This is a genomic window from Actinomadura rudentiformis (assembly GCF_008923185.1).
GTDB lineage: Bacteria > Actinomycetota > Actinomycetes > Streptosporangiales > Streptosporangiaceae > Spirillospora > Spirillospora rudentiformis.
Genome location: NZ_WBMT01000014.1, coordinates 90,623 through 116,225 on the forward strand (window position 1 = coordinate 90,623; position 25,603 = coordinate 116,225).

Annotated in this window: 18 protein-coding genes; 4 read left to right on the forward strand and 14 right to left on the reverse strand. The window is 70.1% G+C overall.

Annotated features, from left to right (window positions below; all coding sequences use genetic code 11):
- Positions 1-5: 5 nt before the first annotated feature.
- The 3 genes from F8566_RS27995 to F8566_RS28005 form a co-directional block, all read right to left on the reverse strand.
- Positions 6-1,151 (reverse strand): CaiB/BaiF CoA transferase family protein, encoded by a 1,146-nt coding sequence (locus F8566_RS27995; RefSeq protein ID WP_151564834.1) that lies wholly within the window; start codon positions 1,149-1,151, stop codon positions 6-8.
- Between the two features lie 117 nt (positions 1,152-1,268).
- On the reverse strand, positions 1,269-3,044 hold the full coding sequence (locus F8566_RS28000; protein ID WP_151564835.1) for a hypothetical protein: 1,776 nt from the start codon (positions 3,042-3,044) through the stop codon (positions 1,269-1,271).
- A 115-nt stretch (positions 3,045-3,159) separates the two neighbouring features.
- Positions 3,160-4,533: a carotenoid oxygenase family protein gene (locus F8566_RS28005; protein ID WP_192809892.1), complete on the reverse strand. Its 1,374-nt coding sequence runs from the start codon at positions 4,531-4,533 to the stop codon at positions 3,160-3,162.
- Positions 4,534-4,709: 176 nt separating this feature from the next.
- Here F8566_RS28005 and F8566_RS28010 point away from each other — a divergent pair, with 176 nt between their 5' ends.
- Entirely contained in the window at positions 4,710-6,425 is a 1,716-nt protein-coding gene (locus tag F8566_RS28010; RefSeq protein ID WP_151564837.1) for a serine/threonine-protein kinase, read from the forward strand.
- A 17-nt stretch (positions 6,426-6,442) separates the two neighbouring features.
- On the opposite strand, the gene F8566_RS28015 is transcribed toward F8566_RS28010, so the two are convergent.
- Entirely contained in the window at positions 6,443-8,554 is a 2,112-nt protein-coding gene (locus F8566_RS28015; RefSeq protein ID WP_151564838.1) for a fibronectin type III domain-containing protein, read from the reverse strand.
- Between the two features lie 113 nt (positions 8,555-8,667).
- A complete protein-coding gene (locus F8566_RS28020; RefSeq protein ID WP_151564839.1) occupies positions 8,668-9,570 on the reverse strand; it encodes a threonine ammonia-lyase in 903 nt (300 codons plus the stop codon).
- A 609-nt stretch (positions 9,571-10,179) separates the two neighbouring features.
- Between F8566_RS28020 and F8566_RS28025 the strand changes: the two genes are divergently transcribed.
- Positions 10,180-11,778 carry a TROVE domain-containing protein gene (locus F8566_RS28025; RefSeq protein ID WP_151564840.1) on the forward strand — a complete coding sequence of 533 codons (1,599 nt, stop codon included), beginning with the start codon at positions 10,180-10,182 and terminating at the stop codon, positions 11,776-11,778.
- 52 nt (positions 11,779-11,830) lie between these two features.
- Here the strand turns inward: F8566_RS28025 and F8566_RS28030 are convergent, their stop codons facing one another.
- From F8566_RS28030 to F8566_RS28055, 6 genes are all read right to left on the reverse strand, one after another.
- Positions 11,831-12,625: an isocitrate lyase/PEP mutase family protein gene (locus tag F8566_RS28030; RefSeq protein WP_151564841.1), complete on the reverse strand. Its 795-nt coding sequence runs from the start codon at positions 12,623-12,625 to the stop codon at positions 11,831-11,833.
- Positions 12,626-12,663: 38 nt separating this feature from the next.
- Entirely contained in the window at positions 12,664-13,026 is a 363-nt protein-coding gene (locus F8566_RS28035; protein ID WP_151564842.1) for a hypothetical protein, read from the reverse strand.
- Between the two features lie 95 nt (positions 13,027-13,121).
- Positions 13,122-15,287 (reverse strand): DUF3488 and transglutaminase-like domain-containing protein, encoded by a 2,166-nt coding sequence (locus tag F8566_RS28040; RefSeq protein WP_151564843.1) that lies wholly within the window; start codon positions 15,285-15,287, stop codon positions 13,122-13,124.
- Positions 15,284-16,417, reverse strand: coding sequence for a DUF58 domain-containing protein (locus tag F8566_RS28045; RefSeq protein ID WP_151564844.1), 1,134 nt, complete (start codon positions 16,415-16,417; stop codon positions 15,284-15,286). Before F8566_RS28045 ends, F8566_RS28040 begins: the two co-directional genes overlap by 4 nt.
- Complete coding sequence (locus F8566_RS28050; RefSeq protein ID WP_225993594.1) at positions 16,417-17,406, reverse strand: AAA family ATPase; 990 nt, start codon at positions 17,404-17,406, stop codon at positions 16,417-16,419. The genes F8566_RS28045 and F8566_RS28050 overlap by 1 nt, the downstream gene beginning before the upstream one ends.
- A 49-nt stretch (positions 17,407-17,455) precedes the next feature.
- Positions 17,456-19,777, reverse strand: coding sequence for a fibronectin type III domain-containing protein (locus F8566_RS28055; RefSeq protein ID WP_151564845.1), 2,322 nt, complete (start codon positions 19,775-19,777; stop codon positions 17,456-17,458).
- 463 nt (positions 19,778-20,240) lie between these two features.
- On the opposite strand from F8566_RS28055, the gene F8566_RS28060 reads away from it, so the two are divergent.
- Positions 20,241-20,948 carry a M50 family metallopeptidase gene (locus F8566_RS28060; RefSeq protein ID WP_225993595.1) on the forward strand — a complete coding sequence of 236 codons (708 nt, stop codon included), beginning with the start codon at positions 20,241-20,243 and terminating at the stop codon, positions 20,946-20,948.
- A gap of 171 nt (positions 20,949-21,119) precedes the next feature.
- On the opposite strand, the gene F8566_RS28065 is transcribed toward F8566_RS28060, so the two are convergent.
- Genes F8566_RS28065 through F8566_RS28075 form a run of 3 tightly spaced genes read right to left on the reverse strand, consistent with a single transcriptional unit; the run spans position 21,120 to position 24,170 of the window.
- The gene (locus F8566_RS28065; RefSeq protein ID WP_151564847.1) at positions 21,120-22,220 is read right to left on the reverse strand and encodes a glycosyltransferase; all 1,101 of its coding nucleotides are present in this window, start codon (positions 22,218-22,220) and stop codon (positions 21,120-21,122) included.
- Positions 22,221-22,224: 4 nt separating this feature from the next.
- Entirely contained in the window at positions 22,225-22,977 is a 753-nt protein-coding gene (locus F8566_RS28070) for a DUF2334 domain-containing protein (protein ID WP_192809893.1), read from the reverse strand.
- Complete coding sequence (locus tag F8566_RS28075) at positions 22,974-24,170, reverse strand: glycosyltransferase family 4 protein (RefSeq protein ID WP_151564849.1); 1,197 nt, start codon at positions 24,168-24,170, stop codon at positions 22,974-22,976. Before F8566_RS28075 ends, F8566_RS28070 begins: the two co-directional genes overlap by 4 nt.
- A 233-nt stretch (positions 24,171-24,403) precedes the next feature.
- Between F8566_RS28075 and F8566_RS28080 the strand changes: the two genes are divergently transcribed.
- Positions 24,404-25,567 (forward strand): alkaline phosphatase PhoX, encoded by a 1,164-nt coding sequence (locus tag F8566_RS28080; RefSeq protein WP_151564850.1) that lies wholly within the window; start codon positions 24,404-24,406, stop codon positions 25,565-25,567.
- The last annotated feature ends 36 nt before the right edge of the window (positions 25,568-25,603 follow it).

Below are 25,603 nucleotides of genomic sequence, written 5' to 3' on the forward strand. Positions count from 1 at the left end.
GCAGGTCAGGCCTGGGCCACCGCGCCGGAGGAGAGCAGGCCCTCGACGTCGTCGAAGCCCAGGTCGGTGAGGATGTCGCGGCTGTTGACGCCGGGACGGACCGGAAGCCCCTCGACCTCGGCGGGAGTACGGGAGAAGCGGGGCGCGGGGGCGGGCTGGAGGTGGCCGCCCTGGGCGACGAAGACGCCCCGTTCGGTGTTGTACGGGTGCTCGGTGGCCTCCTTGAGCGAGAGGACGGGAGCCACGCAGGCGTCGCTGGGCAGGAAGACCTCGGCCCATTCGTCGCGGGTCCTGGCCTTGAACGCGGCGGCGAACCGTTCGCGCAGCTCGGGCCAGCCGTCCCGGTCGTGCTGGGCGGGGAGATCCTCGTTCTGGAGGCCGAGGAGCCGGACGAACTCGGCATAGAACTGCGGCTCGATCGCGCCGACCGCCATGTGCTTGCCGTCGGCGGTCTCGTAGACGTCGTACCAGGGCGCACCGGTGTCGAGCATGTTCACACCGCGCTCGTCCCGCCACATCCCGCCGGCGAGGAAAGCGTGGATGAACGTCGAGAGGTGGGCCGTGCCGTCGACGATCGCGGCGTCCACGACCTGCCCGCGGCCGCTCACCTTGGCCTCCAGCAGGGCGGCGAGGACCCCGACGATCAAGTACATGCTGCCGCCGGCGAAGTCGCCGAGGAGGTTCATCGGCACCTGCGGCGGGCCGCCCGCGCGGCCGATGGCGTGCAGGGCGCCGGTGATCGCGATGTAACCCACATCGTGACCGGCGCTCTGCGAGAGCGGACCCTCCTGGCCCCACCCGGTCATCCGGCCGTAGACGAGCATGGGGTTGCGGGCCAGGCACTCGTCAGGGCCGATGCCGAGCCGTTCGGTCACCCCGGGCCGGAAACCCTCCAGCAGCACATCGGACCGCTCGGCCAGCCGGAGCACGACCTCCTTGCCCTGCTCGCTCTTGAGGTCGACGGCGATCGAGCGCTTGCCCCGGTTGGTGAAGTCGGTGGCGGCGAACCCGCCGCCCTTGGACGCGGCGGCGGCCCGGTCAACGCGGATCACCTCGGCCCCCAGGTCGGCCAGCAGCATGGCGGCGAACGGACCCGGCCCGATCCCGGCCAGCTCGATCACCCGCACTCCGGAGAGCGGACCCTTGCCCATGCGCGACCCCTTTCGCCCAACCGCCTGAACCTCGTTCGGTGCACCCCTAGTGTGCCCGATCGCGGTAAGTGCGCGCTGACCGCCCCGCCGCAAGACCGCCGGGCCCGGCCGGGCGGATCACTCCGGCCGGGTGGTCAGCGTGACGGGGCTCTCGGGCCGCTGCTTGGCCTGCGGAGCCGAGCCGACCAGAAGCCTCTTGGTCACCTTGGGCTTGCTCACCGGGCCCTCCGCATGCGGCACGAGATCGCGCGCGGCGGCGGCCAGGTAGTACCAGCGGTCCGACGGCGCCTTCCACCAGGTGCCGCTGACAGGTTGCCGCCCATCGCACCGGCCGGTGGCGAGCTCTTCCTTCTCCGCCACGAGCGCCGCCTGTGCGGAGTCGCCGCCGCCGGCGAAGGCCATGCGGGTGCACACCCACTGGGCACGCCCGCCGCCGTGCGGCAGCGAGCCGGCCCAGAAGTCCCAGGCCAACGCCTCGATCACCGGCCGAGCCGGCTGTGGCAGCAGGCAGCTGAGCCGATCCCACAGCCTCACGTTCGCCGCCTTGAGCCGCGTGGATTTCACAGGCACAGGCTTCACAGGAGCCGTCTTCACGGGCGCGGTGGCGGACTTGGCCGGTGTCTTGGCGGTGTTGGCGGGCGAAGTGCGCGGCTTGGCCGACGCGGTGGAGGACTTGGCGGGCGACGTGGCGGGCTTGGCGGCCGGGGATGTGGCGGGCAGTGCCGACGGGCTGACAGACGGGCTCGTGGGGAGCGGGGCGGTGGATGTGGGTGAACGGTAGGTCAAGGTCACAGGGCGGATGCCGCCGAACTCACCCACGGTGCGGGACCCGTCATCCCCGCTGAGGTCGAGCAGCGGCCCGCGCCGGCAGCGGGTCCGGACGGTCACGGCGTCGGTCACGCCGCCCGTCACGGTCACCTTCCGGCCGGACGGGGTCATGGCGCCGGTGTCCCATGGGGCGAGGAGGTAGCGCCCCCCGCCGAGGGCGATGGGGTTGGACGCGTCGGTCCCGGCGGCGGTGACCTCCAGGCCCTCGGGTGATCCGGTGTAGCGGGCGATCCTGTCACGGTGGCGCAGCAGGGCGATCGGGACACCGCTGACCCGGCCGGCGAAGAGCAGCTGGGCCTTGCCGGAGAGCCGCGCCTTCCTGGACCAGGCGTCCACGGCCCGGGCTGTGAACGCCCGGTCGTTCACCAGGTCGCCTCGGGCGGGCCATACGTCCAGCGTGTGCGTATGGCGCGTCCAGGCGTCCGGTGCGGCCGAACTGAGACGCACTTTACGGGCCTCGGCGGAAAGGGCGCCGCCGAGCAGCGAGCCGCCGCTGCCGCTCGCGATCAGTGCGCCGATCAGCAACGTGACCAGGGTCGCGGCGGCGATCGGGAGCACGGGGCGGCGGCCGAGGCGGACCGGGGTCGGCTCGAACGGTTCGGGCCGCGCCGCGGGACGGTCGGTGGCGTCGGCGGCGTCGATGATCGGCCACACCTCGCGGAACCGCAGCTCCACGAGCTGGTCGCGGACCGCGTACCTCGGCAGGCCTTCGATGTGCCGCAGCACGTACGCCACGCGGACCCGCGGCTCCATCCCCGCGAGCGCCTTGGTGAGCGCCGGGTCGGGCAGCTTGGCGGGCAGCGCGCGCAACCACGGGCCGAGGCCGATCCGGAGCCGCCAGGACGGGCGCATGGCCATCCGCAGCACCTTGGTCCGCTGCTTGGCGGGGGTGCGGCGGCGCAGGCCGAGAAATCCCCCGCCGGCCAGGACTCCGTCGACGATCCGCTGGGCGATCGCCAGCCGGTAGAATCGCTTTCCGTTTCCAGGAAGCACGAAATACGCCAGGCGAACAAGGTCGCGATAATGCGACTCCGCCTCGGTACGCGCCATGGCATCTTCCGGCATCGAGCCAACTCCCTCTTGACCTGCTGAGCGATATCGCCCCAGAGGCTAGGGAGGGCGGGTGACGCGGCGGACCGGAATTGACGGAACCCTTAACCGGCCAGGGTGACTTATCCCGCTATTTCCCCGCGACGCGTTCGGTGAACGAGCCGTGGAAGCCCATCGGAAGGTGATGGCGCAGCCACGCCACGGCCAGCGGCTCGGCCGGCACGTCCCGCGCGTCGAGGATCAGCAGCCGGGAACGATGCTCGTCCGGGTCGTACGCGAGCGTCAGCAGCCAGCCGTCACCCTCGTCGGCGTCGCGGCCGCGCGGCACGAAGACCGGTTCGCCGAAGCCGTGGCCCGGCGGCAGCTCGTGGACAGAGCGCTCGCCGGTCACGTGGTCGTAGGCGTGGATGCCGACGGCGGACGGGCTCGTCCGGCCGGCGAAGTAGGTGAAGCGGTGCTCGCGCCCTGCCCGCCGTACGTCGGCGTGCGGCAGCTCCATCGGCAGCGCGCAGAGCTCCTGGCCCTCGACCCGCCCGGCGGGGGTGATGCGGTAACGCATGAGCGCACAACCCCAGGGGAAATCGCTGGTACGGAATTCACGGAATGCCGTGGAAACCTGATCCCAGTCCGCGAAACGCACGAATTCGACGACGATATCCGAACCGTCCTCAAAGGCGTTGACGAAATGGAAGCCCAGCAGCGCCTCATGCTCGATGATCCGGGCCTTGCCGCCATGGCGCGGCACGATCGTGAAGCAGGTCGGCCGGTGCGGCTCGTACCGCAGCCCGCCGGCGATCGAGCCGGTGCCGAGCAGGATCGGCACGGCCTTCGGTATCACCGGGTTGATCACGAACACCAGATGACGGCGGGTGAGCGCGAAGTCGTGGTTCCACGGGCTGTACGGGAGCGAGATCCGCGGCAGGTGATGCAGCCGCCCGCGGGTGTCGACGCGGTAGCAGCGGAGCCCGCGCCTGCGCGTGAAGTCCATCCCGAAGTTGAACAACTCGCCCGTGCCGGGGCAGCGGGACGGGTGGGCGGAGAACGCGGCGGCCATCCTCAGCCGGCCGCCGAACGAGTGCTCGCCGAGCGTCTCCAGGTCGTCGGGGTCGAGGCGGAACGGGCGGCCGCCCTCCCAGAGGGCGAGGAGCTGCCCGCCGTGCAGGATCACGCCGGTGTTGGCGACGTTGGCGGGCGGGCGGAACATGTTGGCGAGCATCCCGCCGGGCCGCTGCGTGCCCAGGCCACGCAGCCCGACCCGCCCCGTGCGCTGCCCGTACCGGTAGTGGCGCGTCCGGACGTACCGGTTGCGGTAGCGGATCCGGCCGTCGGCGAACGAGAACATCGACACCATGCCGTCGCCGTCGAAGATGTGGTCGAGCAGGCTCTCCCCGACCTGCCATCGCCCGGGGCCGTTGCGGTAGAGGGTGCCAGTCAGGCCGTCGGGGAGCCTGCCCTCGATCTCGTCGATCACGTAGTCGTGCTCGTCGTTCAGCGCCTCGTACACCTGGGCAGCGTGACATGCGAGAGATGCGTAGTTCAATAGCTAACGACTAATGCGTACGTGGCCGCCACCGGCCCATCGAGCCGTACAGCCTCGTCCGTTTCGTCCAGGTACTAATCTGGTCCTTCTCCGGGGGAACACCCTCGGGCCGCCCTCCACCGAAGGAACCTGCCCATCTCATGACCGAGGACGTTCCCGGCTATCGGGTGCTGGAGCAGGTCGGCGAGGGCGGATTCAGCGTCGTCTACCGGGCCCACCAGGAACGCCTGGACCGGACGGTGGCGCTCAAGGTCCTGTCGATCAGCGCGGTCGACGACGCGGCCATGCGCCGGTTCCAGCGCGAATGCAAGATCACCGGTCGGCTTTCGGGGCACCCCAACATCGTCACGGTCCTCGACACCGGAACGAGCCGGTTCGGCCGCCCGTACATCGCGATGGAGTACTTCGAACGCGGCGCGCTGATCGACCGGCTCGAACGCGAAGGGCCGCTGCCCGTCGGCGAGGCGCTGCGCATCGGCGTGAAAATGGCGGGCGCGCTGGCCGCCACACACGAGACCGACGTGCTCCACCGCGACGTCAAGCCGCAGAACATCCTCGTCTCGAAATACGGCGAACCGGCCCTCGCCGACTTCGGCATCGCCCGGCTGACGGACTCGTTCGACCACAGCCACACGCAGGCGTTCACCCCGCACCACGCTGCGCCCGAGGTGCTCGAGGGCAGGACGCCCGGCGTCGGGTCCGACATCTACTCGCTCGGCTCCACGCTCTACCAGCTGCTGGCGGGGCAGCCCGCGTTCAAGGGACCGCGCGGCGAGGGCATCGCGCCGCTGATGCTGCGCATCATGAACGACCCGCCGCCCGCGTTCCAGCGGAGCGACGTACCGGGCCAGGTCTTCGAGGTCATCAGCCAGGCGATGGCCAAGGCACCGGAACATCGTTTCGGCAGCGCCGTCGAGTTCGCGCAGCGGCTGCAGCAGCTCCAGGCGGAGCTGGGCCTGCCCATCACCGACCTCGCGCACAGCGGCAGCGGCGACGCGCCCGTCATTCCCCCGCAGTTCCCGGCGCACCCGCGTCCTCCGGCGGTCCCCGAATGGGCACCGACGACGCCGCGTTCCACCACCACACCGGCATCCGCGGCCCCACCGGCCGCGACGCCGGACGGTGTGACCGAGCAGGTGTCCCCGTCCGGCCCGCTCTCCCCCTGGCACCCGAACGCTCCCGCTTCCCAGTCCGCACCGCCGACGGGCTACCCCACCACCCCTCACCCCGTGCCGTCCGCGCAGCCCGGCCTGCCAGGCGGCCCGGCGGTGGCCGCCACACCCGCGGCTGACCAGGCACCGGCTCCGACTTGGCCCCCGCAGCAAGTGCAGCATCCACACGCGTCCCAGCCCGGCTCGGACGGCCCGCGGCGCGGACTGATCGTCGCCGTCTCGGTCGCGCTCGCGGGCGGGCTCGCCGTCGGCCTGGGCGCACTCGCGCTTTCCGGCGGGGGCGGCGGGCCGAAGGACCCGGCGACCCAGGGTTCCAGCCCGCTCACACCGCAGAACGGCGGCACCCAGGCTCCTCTCGGCAACGCCCCCGTCACCGGCAAGCAGCTCGCCGCCGCCCGCCCCTACGGCCTGGCGGCGAAGCCGTACGGCACGTCGGTCAGCCTCGCCTGGCGGCTGCCCCCGGTCGCCCGGCAGATGCCGATCCTCGTCCAGCAGGCCCCGTTCGGAACGAGCGCGGTCGTGCCCGTGAGCAACGGCGCCGTCACCACGACCATCTCGAAGCTCAACCCCAAGCTGGGCTACTGCTTCCGCGTGGGCTCCGTCCCCGGCCTCGGCGCGGACAACTCTCCCAAGGTGTCGTGGTCACGCCCCAAGTGCATCCGCGGCGCCCGCGTCGCAGGCTGACCACGTCCCGTTCACCGTCACTCGCAGCGCCAGAGCGGGAGGCCGAGGAACGTCTTCCAGCCACTGCCGGCGCTGTTGGGAGTCTTGGCGAGATACCCGATCATGTAGCCGTCGCCTTTAGGCGTTCGGACCTTGTTGTAGAGGTTTCCGGCGAAGTCAGGGTTGTTGTTCGGGTGCGTGTAGTTCGCCCCCTTGACCTGACAGAGCACGGTCAGCGTGTGCCCGTTGTCCTTGTAGGTGAAGACCTGGGCACTCTCCTTGTCAGGCTTGGCCCTCACATATGCGGTCGAGCCGCTGCCGTTGTGCTGGATCGGGTACCTCTGGGCCGGACCGGTCAGGGTGACGTTGATGCTGGTGCCCTCGTTGCCGCCCGCGCCGTTGGACGACCCCACGTGGAATGAGTACTGCCCGTTCGTGAAGACGTCGGACAGCACGATGCTGGTGCCCTTGATGTCGAGCGTGCTGGTGGTCTCCGAGCTGACCTGGTAGCGGGTGGAGGGATCGTCCGTTCCCGCGCCCGGCTCCCATGAGATCTTCGCGCCCTGGGCCGTGGCCTCGGCTTTGACGTTGCGAGGCGAGAGCGGAGCCGTGCAGGGACGGACCGGCGGACTGGGATCGGAGGCGAGTTCCGACGCCCTCCCCTGGGCGTCCCGGTATTGGACGGCGACGCGGAAGCGGTATTCCTTATCGCAGTCACCGCCAGCGACACTGAACTCCAACGCGCCCACGTTGACCGGTATCGACCGGGGACTGGCGGTGAGCCCCTGCGGGACGTCCTTGATGACGTATCCGGTCGGCGTCCCGCCGCGCGACGGCTTGAACCCGATCCGCATGGCGCCGCCCTCGAACCTCGTGGTCAGCTGCGTGGGAGGCGTCGGCGCGCCCGGCGGGCGTGGTGGGGAGGACGGTAGATCAGGCGAAGGACCGGGAGGCGGAGTCCGGCCGTCACCACTGCCACCGGACGGCAAGGGCTGGCGCTTGTCCCCACCCGGGATCTTCGTCTCGTACTTCCCGAACGCGCTCGCCGCGCCGTTGCCGTCCACGACGACCGCCTTGGGCTGGCCCGGATCGTGGGCCCAGAGCATGCCTTCCTTGACGAAGACCTCCAGGCTGGAGTTACGGCCCGCCACGGGAATCGCCTTTTCGCTGCTGCCCGTCGCGGTGTTGTAGACGTGCAACTGCCCCAGGGACTCATCAGGGACATAGATCCTGGGACCCAGGATCTGGGGCGGCTGGTAGCGGTGTTTGGGCAGCTTGAGCGCGACTCCCTGATGCCGGCCGGTGCCGCTGTCCAGCAATGTCAGCGCCCCGGTGCTCTGCACGAGCAGAGGGATGACCGTCCCCTCCGTCCGGGCGGGGACCAGCGTCTCAGCGTTCGCCGCCCGCACGGTCGACGGGAGCCTGACGTAGAGGCGGACGCCCGAGCTTCCGAACACGGTCGCGTTGGCCGCCGTGGAGTTCACCACGACGGGCTCGCCCGCGGCCATCACGAGCGACAGCCGGTCCCCGGCCTTCCCGACCTTGGTCGTCGGCAGGAGCCGGCCGTCCCGGAACGGCGTGACCTCTCCCAGTTGCGGCACCGGCACCCACAGGGTGCCCCGCACGTCGACTCCGGCCTCCTCCAACGGCGGTGACAGCACCGCGGACGGTCCGACCGGCGTCAGGCTGACCGGATCGATCTGCTGGACCGCGCCCTTGACCGGATCGACGGTGTACGCCTTGCCCGCCTCGGCGAGCACCTGAAGGTTGAGCCCGCCGAGCGCCTTGCTCTGCGTCACCTTCAACTGCGACGGATCGATCCGGCTGACGACTCCGGTGTCGAGGTCGACGAGCAGCACGGTGTTGCCGTCCTGCACGACCTTGATCCGGTGGTTGCGCATCTGCGGGAGGAGCGCGGCCTTGCCGTCGACCTTGGCCGCCGGTCCGTTCACGTGGACGAGCACGCCCTTGCTCTTGGCGGTCAACCAGGCGCCCACATCGGCGAGCCTGTACTTGGCGCTGGCGATGCCCACCCCGTACACCACCGCGGTCACCAGCAGCAGGCCGACCAGGCCGAGCGCCACCTGGCCCGTCACCCGATCCCTGCTGAACGCCGCGCGCATCGCCCCGCGGAAGCCCGATCGCCCCACTCGTCACCTGTCCCTCGCCGACGCGCAGGACACACTAGCCCGCAGCCGCCTCCTTCACCCCGAGATTGGACGGACCGACCGAACTCGGTCAGGGAAGGCCGGCACGGTGAGCTTCAGATCAGAGCCTCGCTGTACGTCGGGATGGTGATGTTGCGGCCGGAGAGCACCACGACCAGCCGGCCCGACACCTCGACCTTGCCGGCCAGCACCGCCGCGACCCCGCACGCGCCCGCCCCCTCGACCACCAGGCCGTGCTCAGCGAACAGCCAGCGCATGGCACCCCGGATCTCGGCCTCGGTCGCCGACGTCAGCTCGGCGTGCCGGAGAACGTCAGGCGTCACGGACCCGGGTTCGAGGTTGCCCGCGAGCCCGTCGGCGATCGTCTCCCCGACCTCGACCTCCACGACATTCCCCGCACCCACCGCCGCGGAGACGGCCTGCGACCGGGCGGCCTCCACTCCCACCACCCGCACATCACCACGCTGCCGCGCCCACAAGGTCAGTCCGGCGGCGAGCCCTCCCCCGCCGACCGGCGCGACCACCGTCATCGGCCCGTGCACCTGAGCGTCGAGCTCGCACCCGAGCGTGCCCTGCCCAGCGATCACGTGCGGATCGTTGTAGGGCGACACATAACGGCCCGGCAGGTTCAGAGCGTGGGCCTCGGCCTGGTCGTAGTCGTCACCGTGTTCCACCAGCCGCACCGGATACGACCGGATCTTGGCGACCTTCGCCGCCGAGGCCCGCCTCGACACGACCACGGTCAGCTCCGCACCCACCCGCGACGCCGCGTACGCCATGGCCAGCCCATGATTACCGGCGCTGGCGGTGACGGCGGGCTCCTCCGGCGTCAGCGCAGCGATCGCACCCCGGACCTTGAACGACCCGGTCGGCTGGAACGTCTCCAGTTTGAGCAACCCGATCCCGCTCGGCACGACAGGAGTGGGCTGCAAGACCCCGCTCACATCACGCCAAGCCCGTTCCAGATCCTCAACCCCCGGCACCCGAACGACCCGCATGCCCACCTCCCAGACTCACATCCTTCACCAACGCCCCCCTGCCCATGCCCGCCGCCGGACCACCTCGGCAGGACTTCGCCGCGCGCATAGTGCCCGTTCGTTCATGTCCGCCTCGCTATGAGGACAAATTAAGTTGAGCCCACGACGAGCGATGTGGTCCTCTTAGAGAGGCAAAGCAACGACCTCCCGGTGCGAAGGCCACGGGTTACTTCTTTCACCATAAGAAAACCGATCCTGCGGCCGTCTTTGATCTCGGGAGGCCACAACTCCAGAACGTTTCATCACTGAACACGCACCTCCCGGTGCGCAGGTGAACGGGTACTTCGAGGTTCGATTCCCCGCAGCCGCTCTCGTGCGGCTGTCGCCCAATTGGCAGGGCACCCCGTGCGCCGACCTGATCTCGGGAGGAGCACGAACTTCGTGGGATGCCCGGTGCGAAGGCAACGGATACTTCCTTTGGGATCCGCGGGTCGTGGGTTCGAGTCCCACCGCCGCCTCACGGTGGCGTAGCTCAGATGGGTAGAGCAGCGGAATTTTCGGACCGTCGCCGAATTCTGACCTCGGGCATTCCACGAAGCGTGCTCCTCCCTGCATGGAAGGGGCCTTTCAATGGCGAAGTTCAACCGGAGCCGTATGCGGACCGCCACGTCGAGTCCGGTGACCGCGGAAGCGGTCGCGTCCGGCCGTACCCATGAAGGCGCCCCCGGTCATGTCCGCGATACCAAGAGCGAACTTTTTCTGCTCGCAGTGACCAACATGGTCGGCGAAGGCACGTTCTACGAGAAGGCCGGCGACCGCGACGACCGCTACCGTGCCCTCGTCCACCAGGCCGCCGTCACCGACGGAGACTGGCTGGCGGGCTTCCTCCCCTGGCTGCGCACCCAGGCCGGCATGCGCTCGGCTCCGATCGTCGGCGCCCTCGAAGCGGTCCGGGCGCGCCTGGACGCCGGTCTGCACGGCGGCAACCGGCAGCTGGTGTCCAGCGTGCTCGCGCGCGCCGATGAGCCGGGCGAAGCACTCGCGTACTGGACCGCCACCTACGGCCGTGCGATTCCCAAGCCGGTCAAGCGTGGCATCGGCGATGCCGTTCTGCGGCTCGGCACCGAGTTCAACTACGTCAAGTGGGGCAGCTCGGAGGCGCGCGGCTTCACGTTCGCCGACATCCTCAACCTCACCCACCCGGGCGACCGCAAGGGCAGCTCGCAGGGCAACCGTTTCCAGGGACCGTGGCAGCACGACCTGTTCGGGTACGTGGTGAAGCGCCCCTACCAGGCCGACGCCCCGATCCCCGAGTCACTGGGGACGCTGACGCGCCGTAGCGCGCTGCTGTCCATGCCGGTCGACGAGCGCCGCCGTGTGCTGGAGGACCCGCAGGTGCTGCGCCGCGCGGGCATCACCTGGGAAGCGCTGGCGGGCTGGCTCCAGGGCCCGATGGACGCCGCCGCATGGGAGGCGATGATCCCGTCGATGGGGGTGTTCGCCCTCGTGCGCAACCTGCGCAACTTCGACCAGGCGGGCGTCAGTGACGAGGTCGCCGCACAGGTCGCCGCAAAGATCTCCAACCCCGAGGTGGTCGCGCGCTCGCGGATGTTCCCGTTCCGCTTCCTTGCGGCCTACAAGGCCGCGCCGTCGCTGCGGTGGTCGTACGCGCTGGAGAAGGCGCTCAACCACTCGCTGGCCAACGTGCCCGCCCTGCGCGGCCGGTCGCTGATCCTGGTCGACCGGTCCGGCTCGATGTTCGGCCGGATCTCCGACAAGTCGGGGCTCAACCGCGCCGACTCGGCCGCCATCTTCGGCGCCGCGCTCGCCATGCGCGCCCAGGACGCCGATCTGGTCGAGTTCGGCACCGGCCACCGCCGGGTCAGGGTGCGCCGCGGCGAGTCGCTGCTGACCGTGCTCAAGCGGTTCACCTCGATGGGCGGCACCGAGACGGCCGAGGCGGTACGGGCGAACTTCCGCGCCCACGACCGTGTGGTGATCGTGACCGACGAGCAGGCGTGGGGCGGCTACCACGGCGGCGACCCCACGGCTCAGGTCCCACCGGACGTTCCCGTCTACACCTGGAATCTCGCCGGATACAAGCACGGCCATGGCCCCTCCGGGACCGGCAACCGGCACACCTTCGGCGGGCTGAACGACGCCGCGTTCGGCCTCATCCCGCTCCTGGAAGCCCGACAGTCCGCGACCTGGCCCTGGCTGACGGCCTGAGAGTCCCGTCCGTCCACCGTGGCCGATCATGGTGGACGGGCGGAACGGCGCGTCAGAGCTTGACGATCTTGGGGGCCACTTCGGTGGAGTCGGCGAACTCCTCGTAGGTGCCGTTGCGGAGGAGGGTCGCCACGGCGCGGTGGGTGGCGGCGTAGGTGGAGAGATGGAGGGCGGCGCCCAGGCTGATGCGGCGGACGCCCGCGTCGGCGAGCTGGCGGACGCCCGGGCCGTTGGGGTCTGCCATCACGTTGATCGGGAGCGGGGACTCGGCGGTGAGGGCGCTCAGCTCGTCCAGGTCGAGCAGGCCGGGGACGAACAGGCAGTCGGCGCCGGCCTCGGCGTAGATCTTGGCGCGGGCGCGTACTTCGGCCGGACGGGTGTCGCGCTCGACCGCGCGGGAGAAATAGACGTCCGTACGAGCGTTGACGACCAGGTCGGGCCCGCCGGCGTCACGGGCGGCACGGAGGCGGGCGGCCTGCTCCTCGGGGGTGTGCAGGGGCGCCGTGTAGGAGCGGGAGTCTTCCAGGTTGATGCCGACGGCGCCCGTGGCGACGACCCGGCGGACGGTCTCGGCCACGTCCGCGGGGCTCTCGCCGTAGCCGTTCTCGATGTCGGCGCTGACCGGGATGTCGACGGCGGCGACGATGCGGCTGACGACTTCGACCATCTCGTCACGGGTGAGCCGGTGACCGTCCGGGCGGCCCAGCGACCAGGCGATCCCGGCGCTGGTGGTCCCGAGGGCGGGCGCACCCGCCTGGGCGATCGCGGCGGCGCTCGCCACGTCCCAGGCGTTCGGCAGGATGAGAAGGTCGTCGTGGAGCGAACGCAACTGCTGGGCCTTGGACACGGCTCCCCCTGATCGGCGACGATGGATCCGCCCGGACCTTATCCAGGGTGTCGGACATTCCCGGTGGCGTCCCGGAGGGCCTCGAAGACACGGGCGGCATGGTCCATGAAGACCTGGTCCATGGCGGACATCTGCAGGAGATACCAGCCCTCGTCGCTCCTGAGGTCCGCCGCCACCTCGGAGCCGTCGACGGCGATCTTGACGCGCATCGGGAACCGTTTGCGTCCCGGCGGCAGGAAGACGCCCCAGATGCGGAGCGCCAGCCGCGACCCGAAGCGGGCCTCGATGGTGCCGTCTCCGCGGCTGATCTCTCGCCAGCCGTGCGCCTTGAGGGCCTGGTCGATCGCGTCCAGGACGCCGTCGTCCTTACCGGCGGCGGTCCATCTCTTGGTGGCCTCCATCACCCGAAACTACGCCTGGGCGTGTGCCCACGCCAGGAACCGGGGACCGGCGCGTGTCCGTGCCCGGTGGAAGGGGCACGCGCCCGGTGGAAGGGTCATCTGCCTCGTTTCAGTGAACGGGGGTGGAGGCGGCGGTAGAGGCGCTTCGGCCTGCCGGCCTTGGCGGTCACCAGGCGGCCGACTTGGTCGCTGTGCTCCCAGGCGGCGTCGGCGGCACGCGGGTCCGGGGTGCTGCCGGAGAACCGGCTGCGGTTGACGAGGTCGGCCAGGGGGCGGAGGTGGGCGAGGGCGGTCTCGCCCAGGTGCTTGGCGCCGAAGCGGGCGACCTCGTGTGCGGTGAGGGTGCGCGCGGTGGCCAGCCCGACGTCGTTGAGGTGCTCCAGCGCTTGATGCCAGGCGCCCGCGATCTGGGCGGCCGGGGGGCCTGAGCGGCGCCGGCGCTTGCGAAGGGCGGGCGCGATCATGACGGCCAGCAGATAGGCGAGAAGGAGCAGGGCGATGCCGATGATCGGGAGTGTCCAGAGTGGGATCCCCGAGTCCTCGGCGGCTCCTGGCTTTACGGGAGGCGCCGAAGGGACCTTGCCCGGGCCTGAGCCGCGGTTTTGGTTGATGGCGTTCTGCTGGGCTTGGGCCAACCCCTTTTGCGTCTCTCCTGCGGCCACCGTGTTGCCCTTGGAACGTCTGGCTTGTTCCGGGATCGGGTCGAACGGCACCCAGCCGTAGTCCTCGAGCTTCACCTCGGGCCACACCATTACGTCACCGGACCGGATCACTCGTTCGTCGCCGGTGAGAGTGCCGCCGCGGAAACCGACCTTGACGCGGGTGGGGAGGCCGAGCGTTCTGCCCAGCAGCGCGTAGGCGGTGGCGAAGTGCTCGGGCGTGCCCCTCCTGGCTTCGCCAAGGAAGTAGTCGAGTTGCCGGTAGCTGTGCCCTGGTGGCGCGCTGATGTCGTACTTGGCGTACTGCTTAAGGAACTGGGAGAGCATGACCGCTTGCAGGCCCGACGTGGTCGCACCGGCCGTGGCGCGTTGGGCGAGGGCACGGAACTCTGCGATCTGGACGGGCGGCTTTGACGCACCCGGCCCGTTGGGGAGTTGCCGCGCGGCCTGCGCTTCAGCGTCCTGCGCGGCGCTCGCGCCACCGAAGTCGGCGCCCTTCCAGGTCCGTACTCGGGCGTCGATCCGGTAGGTCTGGCCTGGCCTGAGTGGCTGCGCCGCCGCCATGGTCCCGCTGTCAGGATCGACGACGACGCCTAGGCCATCCTGGGGTTTCACCTGGCGGGGACGGTCAGCGGCAGGAAGCCAGATGCCGGGCATGTCACGGATGGTGATCTGCTGGGTCACCGAGCGACGCTCCCCTGGCTCCGGGTCAGAGGGGACCCGGCTCCCCGTGGGGGTGAACTTGGCCGTGGACGACCAGGTCACCCCGTCGAACCTGTCCAGGACCGCCAGCCGGAGGTCTTCGGTCTTGTCACCTCGAACGGTGAAGAGGAACTGGTTGCCGTTGTGCAGCCAGCCGCCGACGCGGTCGAGCGGGCTCACGCTGTCGCGCTGCTGCGGCGGCGGCGCGGCCACCTGCTCGCGCGGGTTGTACGGCTCGGCGCTGACCGGGACGTACGGGCCGGACAGGAAGGCCAATCCGCCGAGGGCTCCGGCGACGGGCAGGCCGAGCAGGATCGGCCGCCAGTTCGCGCCCTCGCCGGAACGGACGAGGATCAGCACGGCGATCAGGACCACGGTCGCGGCGACGAGCCCGAGGTTGGAGCCGGGGCCGTCCACGCCCAGCAACAGCGCGATGCCGAAGACACCGAACGCGGGCAGGCACGGCGCGGCCCGCAGTGACGTCCGCAGCGCCAACTCGGCGGACGCGAACGCGGCCAGCCACACCACCACGTGCACGAGAACGAGGAACTCGGGCTTGGCCGGGGCAGGCAGCAGCGTCGTCAGGATCGACTTCCACGAGCTGAGGACGCCCGATCGAAGTGTCTGCGGAAGACTTCCGTCGCCGAGAGCGGGCCGGAGCGCCGTGACGGTGACCGTGCCGACTGAGGCGAGAACGGTGAGGACCAGCGAAATCCACAGCGGCCAGGGGCGATCGGACTTCGGGCCCGCCAGCAGGGCGGACAGGACCGTCGGGACCACCGCGGCGACCACGACGACCGAGACGATCGGCCCGAATCCGAAGATCCGGTGGAACGCCAGCCCGGCGACGGCCGTCAGGCAGGCGGTCACGATGAGCGACAGGTAGCGCCGGAGCTTCATCGGCCCCTCCCCAGCCGCTGCCACCCGTTCGCCAGCCCCTCCAGATCACCGAAGTCGATGAGCTGGACGCCGGGGGCCGCGAGTGCGGACTCCGCCGGCCGCACCCGCAGTACGACGATCCGGTCGAACCGGCTCCGCACCGCCGCGATCCGGCTGAGGTCGGCCGAACCCGAGGTCACCACCACGAGGGAACCGCCGGGCCGTACGCGGCGTACGACGTCGAGCACCGGCTGCGCGCCGTCCGCAGGCATCACCTTGGTGAGCTGGTCCAGCACCACCTCGGCGTCGTCCGGCCCGCCCCGGGTGTCGGCGACCGGACCGCCGCCCGCGAGGATCCGTACCGGGAAGTTGGCCTGGCACGCGCCCACGGCCACCGACGCGGCGGCGTCGACCGCCAGCTCGAAGTCGTCCGGGTCCGCCCATGCCTCCGGCCGCCCCTCGATGACGAGCGTCGTCGTCGGCAGGCTGGCGTCCACGAGTTGCCGGACCATGAGCGTTCCCGTACGCGCGGACGACTTCCAGTGGATGTGCCGCATCTCGTCGCCGATCACGTACTCGCGCAGGGCGTGGAACGTCGTCGTACCCGCGGGCGACTTGTCACTCGTCGGCCCTTCAAGGTGGTAGGCCCGACCAGACGGAAGCAACCCCAGCTGAACGGTCCTGGGCCGTACGAGCAAAGTCTGCGGCGCCCCGTATTCACGTACCCGCCGGGCCAGGTTCAAGGGGTCGGCCCGCACCAGGCGCAACGGACCGACGGCGATCTCGCCGCGCCGCTCCGTCGGCAGCCGGTAGGTGACGGTGCGCGTCCCCTTCGACCGCAGCCGCGGTATGTCCACGACCACCTCGGTGGAGCCGGCCGTGTCCAGGCCCGTCAGCCCGCTACGGATGCCCCGCCCGGCATTGGTCACGTGCAGGACGCCCACGGCGGGCTCGCCCCGTCCCACCTTCAGCGGCGCGATCTCACGCCGGACCTCCAGCTTGGGCTGTGGCAGTGTCCAGACCACCGCGCCGCCCACCGCGAGCAGACCGGCCAGGGCCAGCATCGCCGGCTCGGGATAGCCCAGCCACCAGCCCGCCGCGTACAACACGATCGAGGCCGCCGCGGTCCCCCAACCCAGCGGAGTCAACATCAGACGGCCGCGGCCTGCGGTGTCGGCACGTTGGCGAGCACCTCGCCCACGACGTCGGCGCCGGTACGCCCGCGCAGCTCCGCCTCAGGCGTCACGATCAGGCGGTGCGCGATCACCGGGACGGCCAGCGCCTTCACGTCCTCAGGCACGATGAACGACCGTCCCGCAGCCGCCGCCCGCACCCGCGCCGCCCGCAGCAGCGCCAGGCTCGCCCGCGGGCTCGCGCCCAGCCGCAGCTCCGGGTGCTCCCGCGTCGAGGCCACGACCCGGACCACGTAGTCATAGAGCGGCGCCGCGACATGCAGCCGCGTCGCGAACTCGATCATCCGCCCGACGTCCTCGCGGCCCGCGATCGGCGGCATCGTGTCGAGCATCGCCCCCGTCGGCGCGCCGGCGAGCACCGCCACCTCGGACTGGTGGTCGGGGTAGCCCATGGTGACGCGCATCAGGAACCGGTCGAGCTGCGCCTCCGGCAGCGGGTACGTGCCGTCCATGTCCACGGGGTTCTGCGTCGCGATGACCATGAACGGCCGCGGCACCGGATGCGGCGTGCCCTCCACCGTCACCCGGCGCTCCTCCATGACCTCCAGCAGCGCCGACTGGGTCTTCGGCGACCCCCGGTTGATCTCGTCCGCGACCACCAGGTTCGCGAAGATCGGCCCCGGATGGAACTCGAACGTGTTCTTGCCCTGGTTGAAGATCGACACCCCGGTGATGTCGCTCGGCAGCAGGTCGGGGGTGAACTGGATGCGAGTCCACCGCGCCTCCACCGAGGCCGAGATCGCCCGCGCCAGCGTGGTCTTGCCCACGCCCGGCACATCCTCCAGCAGCAGGTGCCCCTCCGACAACAGGCAGATCAGTGCCAGCTCCACCTTGTCGCGCTTGCCCCGGATGACCCGCTCGATGTTCCCCGCCAACGCCGCGAACATCTGCGCGAACCGCCCCGCCAGCGCCTCCCCGTCAACCACACCGTTCTGCCCCTCGGTCACCGGTCCCGCCCCCTACCGTTCACTTCCGCCCAGCCGGTCGGGATGCCCATCACGCACATTCGAACATCGTCCCGCCCGGCTCACGCGGCCCTTCCATGAGCGTCACGCTCAGGTAGCCGATCCCGCCGTTCCACTCGATCCGGTTCCACCAAGAGCTCGTCTCGCCGGTCTCCGATTCAGTGACGCTCTCACCACGGACCTGGCAGATCACGGTGATCGATATGTACCTGCCCCGCTCGATCCTGCCGATCTCACCGGATCGTGAAGGCCCAGGGCGGATGAGCGTGTTGGTCTGGTTGTTGGCCTTGTTCTGGTGGGCCTGCCGCTGATAGCTGAGGTCGGCAACGGCATTGAGCGGCTCACTCTCGCCCGCGCCGTTCACCGCCTTGAGCGTGTACGTGTGCTGCTGGTTGTTCGGCAGGTTGCCGATGGTCGCTGACGTCCCAGCGACCTGCCCAGGCGCATTGGGGCCTTCTACGACGTACTTGAAGTCGTGACCGCTCGCAGCGCCCCAGGACAGGTTCGCCCCATGGTTGACTCCGCTGGCACTGAAGTTGGACGGTTTACCGGGTGGATTGCATGGGCGTGCCGAGACGAGGTTCTCCGACTGGGCAGTCTTCGGTGTTCCGTTCTGCACATACCGGGCCGCCACGTGGAAGCTGTACTGCTGGGCGCAATCCAAGCCCTTGGGCCTGAACTCAAACGGTCCGCTCCGTCCCAGTGGCTGCACGTTCTGGACCGGATTACCCAGGCTGTCGGTCAGGATGTACTCCTTGACGGCCGCCGGGTTGTCGCCCTCCTGGAAGGTCACAGTGATGGAGCCGTCGTTGTTGCCGTTCGCCACCAGCCCCTTGGGGGCAGCGGGCTCCTTGCAAGCCGAGGTGGAGTCCTGCCCGGGTCGGCCAGTGCGGACCCGTTGCGTTCTCGGGTCCTTGTACTGCGCCGCGACCCGGAAGACGTAGGGGCGGCCGCATTCGAGGCCGGAGACGGTGAACGTGCCGCCGTTCGGGCTGTCGGGCGCCTTGGGCGGGGCGGCCTTCGGCCAGGTCTGGTTCTTCTCGTTCAGCAGGACGTAGCCGGTGGGGACGATCCGGTTGCGCCACGACGGGCCGAAGTTGACCGTGACGGTCTGGTTGTCGCCGGTGGCTTCCACGGTCGGCGGGCCCGGTGGGTCATTGGGCTTGGGCCTGCTGGGCGGGGTGGGGCGGCCGGGGCGGTTGCCGCCTCGGTCGCCGTTGCCGCCGGGGTTGCCGCCTCGGTCACCGCCCGCGCCTTGGGAGGGGATGGGGCGGCGGACGCCACCGGGCACCTTGTCGGTGTACTTCTGGATGTTGCGGCGCTGGCCGTTCTGGTCGACGGACACGGCCTTGTCGCCGTACGGGTCGTTCGCCCAGAGCATGCCGTCCTTGACGAAGACGTCGATGGGGCCGGGCTTGCCGGACACCCGGATGGTCTGCTCGAAGCGGCCGGTGGCGGAGTTGTAGACGATGAGGGCCCCGGCGGTCTCGTCCGGGATGAAGATTCTGGATCCGAGGACCTGGGGTTCACCGAAGGTGTGGCGTTGCGGCAGGCGGAGGCCCGCTGAGGTGAGGCGTCCCGTTCCGGTGTCCAGGAGGACGAGGGCGCCGCCGCGGCCGAGGATCGGCAGGGTCTGGCCTTCGACCTTGACCGGGATCTTGGGGCGGTCGCGGACGGCGGAGAGCAGCGCGACCTTGCGGACGCCGTCGGGGCCGGCGATCGCGGCCTGGCCGGCGGTCGTGTCGATCACGGTCGGGACGCCCGCGACCATCGACAGCTGGAGCTGGGCGCCCGGCTGGGCCACCTGCACCGGCTTGCCCTGGACACCGTTCTGGAACGGGATCAGCTGGCCGGTCTGCTCGGTGGGGACCCAGAACGTGCCTCTGTCGTCCAGCCCGCCGGGCCGGATCGGCGGGGTGAGGACGGTGGCCCGGCCGATCGGGGCCAGGGTGACCGGGTTGATCTGCTGGACGACGCCCTTGACCGGGTCGAGGGTGTAGGCGACGCCCTCGGCGGCGATGATCTGGAGCCCGATGCCGAAGCGCTGGCTCTGGGTGACCTTGAGCTGGGAGGGGTCGATCCGGCTGACCACGCCCGTCGTCTCGTTCACCAGCAGGACGGTGTTACCATCCTGAATGATCTTGATCCGGTGGTTGGGGGCCGCCTGGATCTGGGTTTTGCCGTCGACCTTGCCGAGCAGGCCGTTGGCATGGACGATCATGCCCTTGCCGGTGGCGGTCAGCCAGGCGCCGACGTCGGACAGCTTGTAGCGCGAACTGGCCATGCCGACGCCGTACACGAGCGCCGAAACGACCAGTACGCCCACAAGGCCGATCGCCACCTGACCGGTCACCCGGTCACGTCGCAGTAGTCCCCCAAGGACCGTCGATCGACCGGGGGATCTCACCCCGCTCAAACCCCGTCACCCTCCTGTCGCGCCGAGCGCATTCCGTTCTGACCTGGACGAAGCGTCACTTTCAGCGCGAAGCGCACCTTAGTGCGTGCGGACATCACAACATAATGGGACCCGGCCCGATTCGCCCCGCGAACCGTAAGAGTGGCCGGACCAGGTATCCGTTCCAGTGACTCAGCTCACATCGGCGAACAGCCCTGATCACAGCACGTGAACGGGCGTGCGGGCACGGCGTTCACCCGAGCCGGGGACCCGCAGTTGGACAGAGCCTGGACAGTGATCGTCGAGCGTTACCGAACGGAACCGAACGCGGCACTTATCCGGAACGTCCTAACCTTGGGACGCCGAACGACAACCCGGGGTGGACGTGGAACAGGTAAGCATCTCTGAGCTGTGGGATCGCGTGACGAGCACACAGCAGACACCGCCATGGTGGCTGGTCATCCTGGTGGGCCTCATCGCTCTCGCCGCCGTGGCCCACGGCCCCACCTGGCGCGTCGCGCGCAACGTGGTGACCATCGCGCACGAGGGCGGGCACGCGCTGATCGCCCTGGTCACGGGCCGCAAGCTGGACGGCATCAAGCTCCACTCCGACACCTCGGGCGTCACCGTCTCGCGCGGGAAGCCGCACGGCCCCGGAATGGTCTTCACGGCCATGGCGGGCTATCTCACGCCGCCGCTGCTCGGCCTGCTCTTCGCGGCGCTGCTCGCCGGCGGCCGGATCACCCTGATGTTGTGGTTCTCGCTGGCGCTGCTCCTCGCCATGCTCGTGATGATCCGCAACGTCTACGGGGTGTTCTCCATTCTCGCCGTCGGTGCGATCATCTTCGGCGTCTCGTGGCTGGGGGGCGACAGGACCCAGGCCGGGTTCGCCTACCTGGCCGCGTGGTTCCTGCTCTTCGCCGCCGCCCGTCCCGTCATCGAGCTCCAGCGCATGCGCGCGCGGCGCATGGCGCCCACCTCCGACGCCGACCAGCTGGCCCACCTGACCGGCGTCCCCGGCCTGGCCTGGGTCAGCCTCTTCGGCATCGTGGCGCTCGTGGCCCTCGGCACCGGCGGCGTCCTCCTGGCGCCCGACACCGCCTCGCTCCCCCAGGCGCCTGGCTTCTAGGTCCGGAGGGGCCGGAAGCGGTCATGGCTCTGGGCTCTTCCGGAGATCGAGCACACGATGGCTCATGGCCCAGAAGAAGCTTGATCGCGCCAAGTATCACCGCAAGCGCAAGGCCCGGCTGCGCAAGCACCACAAGCGTTCCCGCCCCACCGTGGGCAAGGGCCGCGGCCGTTAGGACACTCCCTCTGCGAGGACGTCGAGCATGCCGGTGACGGTGGCGTCCCAGGGGTAACGCTCGGCGCGGGCTCTGGCGGCCTTACGGCGGTGGTCGGCGGGCAGGCGCAGAAGCTCCTGCGCGCCGTCTGCGAAGGCCTCCGGGGCCGGTGGCACCGCCACCCCCGCGCCGGGGACGAGCAGTTCGTGCGCTGCTCCTCGATCAGCCGCGACCACGGGCGTGCCGCAGGCGAGCGCCTCCAGCACCGCCAGGCCGAACGACTCGACCGGGCAGGGGGCGAGAGCCACGTCCGCGTTGGCGAGCAGCCGGGCGATGTCCGCGCGTCCGGGCACGTGACCATGGAAGCGGACCGGTAGATCGCCGCGCTGTGCGATCTCCCGCAGCGTGCCGGAGAGCGGACCGTCTCCGACCACGTCCAGGTGCACGTTGACACCGCGCCGGTGGAGCTCCGCCGCCGCTTTGAGTGCGAGATCCGGCCGCTTCTCTGTCGAGAGCCGCCCCAGATGTACGAGGCGTACGGGGCGTTCGGCGGCCGACAGTGAAGTCGGCGCGGGGTGGAAGGTGTCCAGGTCCACGCCAAGGGGGACGCGATGGAGGGCAGGCGCATCTACCCGGGCGAATTCGGCGGCGGCGAACGCAGACGTGACCACAACCGCGTCGAAGGCCGCTGCCAGGCGGCGGTTCCAGCGATCCGCGACTGCCTCTAGCGGCACCCAGTCAGGCGTACGCGCCGCAAGGATGGCGTCCAGGCGTTCATGGGAGAACAGCACCGTGCGCACGCCACGGCGGCGCCCCCAGCGTGCGGCCACAGTGAGGGTCGCCTTGTCGGATACCTCGATGACGTCAGGCCGCAACCGCCCTAGGACGCGCAGCACCGGGCGAGGATCGAGGACGAAGCGGTAGCCGGGTGCCACCGATGGGCCCGGGACGGTGATGATGAGACCGGCCTCGGTCCGCCTGCACGAGTACCTAGGTCCCGGAATGACGAGAGCACGCCTGTGGCCGGCCTCCACGTACCCCCTGCCGAGCCGATCCACGGCCGTACGGAGCCCGCCGGAGACAGGGCTGTAGAGGTTCGCCAGCTGTACGACTCTCACCCAGTCACCAATCTCGCTCTGTCACCAACGTCTCGTACGTCACAGGTCTGCCGCCTGCGGCCACTGTCTGGTCGATTGCGGCGAATGCGGCACGGCGCAGTCCCGGCCTGGCGAGGTCGGCCGGGTGCAGGGCGATGCGGAACGGCATACGCGTACGCGAGAAAGTCCGGGACGCCTCGACCATCAAGTGAGCGCCCGTACGTTCGCCGAACCCGCCTGGCCGGTGCGAGAGCGCCGGCATACGGACGATCGGCCCGTCCGGGAGGCGGTGCACTGCCAGATGGCTCGTCCAGTAGGCGAATCCAAGGGCTGCCAGGGCACGCCGGGTCCCTGGAGAGGCCAGCCAGCCCGGAGGGGTGAACCCCACGACCCCGATGTCCGCGTCCGCGAGCATCTCCAGACCTGCACGAAGCCGTTCACGCGCCTGATCTTCGGTCAGGGACCAGAACTCTCCGGCGCCACGCGCCACCAGCTGGTTCACGTGGTGACGCCAGCGCGGGCCGCCGGGCACGCCCTCGTGCAGGAAGCCGTGCAACGCGAGCTCGTGCCCCCTGCCGACGGCCTTGTGAAGGAACGACACCAGATCGGGCGCATCCGCCAGCCCAGGCCCGCCGCCGAACGGTCCGGGGATGAGGAGCAAGGTCGCCGGGACGCCCCGTTCGTCCAGATCGGACAGCCACTGGGCCACCGGCTCGGCGGTGCTCGCGGCCACATCGTGCACCGACACCACGAAGCGGAACTCGGCGCGCCCGCTCACGCGGCACTCTCCTCTCGCGCATGATCGGCGGCGTTCCGACGTTCGGTCATCGAGCCCGTGAGCTCCCGGTAGTGCTCGATCAGCTCGTCGCACACGGCCGCCCAGCCGCGCCCCTGGACCGATTCCACGGCCCGGACCGCCATACGGCGGCGCAGGACGGGGTCGGCCACGAGCGTGTTCACGGCGGCCCGCATCTCGGTGGCGTCGTCCGGCGCGTACAGCAGCCCGTTGAAACCAGGCCGGACGAGGTCCAGCGGACCTCCCGCCGCGGGCGCCACCACTGGCACGCCGGAGGCCAAGGCCTCCTGGATGGCCTGGCAGAACGTCTCATCCGCGCCGGTGTGAACGAAGACGTCGAGCGATGCGATGAGCTCCGACAGTTCGGTGCCGGTGCGGAAGCCCGTGAAGACGGCCTCGGGCAACTGCCGTCTCAGCCGTTCCTCCTCGGGGCCGTCCCCGACGATCACGAGACGCGCTCCGGGGATGCCGACCAGGCGGGTGAGCATTCGGGGGCGCTTCTCAGCCGCGAGCCTCCCCACGTACCCCACGAGGACCTCACCAGTGGGCGCCAGGCGCGCGCGCAGGTCGGCCGAACGATGGTCAGGGTGGAACCGGCGACGATCGACCCCGCGTCCCCAGAGCGCCAGCCTGGGCACACCTCGTTGTTCGAGCTCTGCCAGTACGGGTGTGGATGGGGCGAGAGTGCGGTCAGTACGCCGGTGCAGGCGGCGCAGCCACCACCAGATGACCGAGCCGGTGCCGCGGAACCCGTACCGCCGCGCGAAACCGGCGATATCGGTCTGGAACACGGCCACGGACGGCACATCGAGCCTGCGGGCAGCGGCGGCACCTGACGTGCCCAATACCAACGGCGAGGCCAGATGCACGACATCCGGCTCGAACTCCGCAAGCGCCGACATCACCCGGCGCGTAGGCAGCCCTAGGACGAACGATGGATAGAACGGCAGGGCGACGCCACGGACGTACCGCACCGGAGCCCCGGCATAGCAGTCCGGACCCTGCCGAGTCGCACCCGCGCTCCGGGGCCCCCGGCCGGGCGCGATGACGAGGGCCTCATGGCCCAGGGCCTCAAGGCGTTCGAGAACACGGCAGACCGAGTTGGTGACCCCGTTGACCTGGGGCAGGAACGACTCGGTCACGATGGCGACCTTCACGGCCGAGAGAGTGTCCATGCCGGCCGAAGTTCCGGTCGCGTTCGGACGCCGATTGGGGAAACTCCGCGCGAACGGAAGCCGTGTGGAGTCCGGATCATGTGGGCACGCAAAAGCGGACAGCTCCCGTCAATCCGGCATTCATCAACACCACCGGCGAACGTTCAGGACCCGCCCTAATCTCGGCGCAGCATCACCCTCCGCACAACATCGGCAACTGATCGTCCTCCTCACCCCCCTGACAGGAGACCTCGATGGAACGCCGTCACTTCCTCCGCGCCTCGGTTCTCGGCACCGGCGCCGTCGCCTTCTCCGGGACGTTGTGGCAGAACGCCGCGCTCGCCGCCCCAGCACAGAACGCGCCCAGCCCCTACGGTCCGCTCCAGGCGGCCGACGCCCGCGGCATCCAGCTTCCAGCGGGCTTCACAAGCCAGATCGTCGCGCGTTCGCGGCAGACGGTCGCCGGCACCTCCTACACCTGGCATGACGCGCCTGACGGCGGCGCCTGCTTCGCGGACGGCACCGGCTGGATCTACGTCTCCAACGCCGAGGTCAGCAGCAGCGCGGGCGGGGGCGCCTCGATGTTGCGGTTCAACTCCTCGGGAACGGTGACGGGCGCGTCGCGGATCCTGTCGGGCACCAACCGCAACTGCGCCGGCGGCAAGACACCCTGGAACACCTGGCTGTCCTGCGAGGAAGTCGACACCGGCCGCGTCTGGGAGACGTACCCGTTCGGCGGTACGGCGGCGGCAAGGCCCGCCATGGGGCGCTTCAACCACGAGGCGGCGGCGGCCGATCCTGTACGGCAGGTCGTCTACCTCACCGAGGACAAGAGCGACGGCTGCTTCTACCGGTTCGTGCCCAGCACATGGGGCGACCTGTCGACGGGGACACTGCAGGTACTCCGGGCGGGCACCGCCACGTCCGGCTCGTTCACGTGGGCAACGGTCCCGGACCCGGACGGCTCCCCTACCGCCACGCGCAACCAGGTGTCGGGCGCCAAGAGATTCAACGGCGGCGAGAGCTGCTACTACGCGAACGACACGGTGTGGATCACGACCAAGGGCGACAACCGCGTCTGGCAGTTCAACCTCGCCAGCAGCACGTACGAGCTCGCCTACGACGACAACCTCGTCAACCCGGGGCCGGCGCCGCTGACCGGCGTGGACAACGTCACCGGCTCGAGCTTCGGTGATCTCTATGTGGCCGAGGACGGCGGCAACATGGAGATCTGCATGATCACCCCCGACGACAAGATCAGTGTCTTCCTGCGGATCAACGGGCAGTCGTCGTCGGAGATCTGCGGGCCCGCGTTCAACCCGGCCGGTGACCGCCTGTACTTCTCCTCCCAGCGCGGCACATCCGGTTCGTCCTCGGGAGGGATCACCTATTGCGTCAGCGGCCCCTTCCGCACCTGAGTCAAGAACGACGGAAAACCGGCGGCCGGAAAGGCC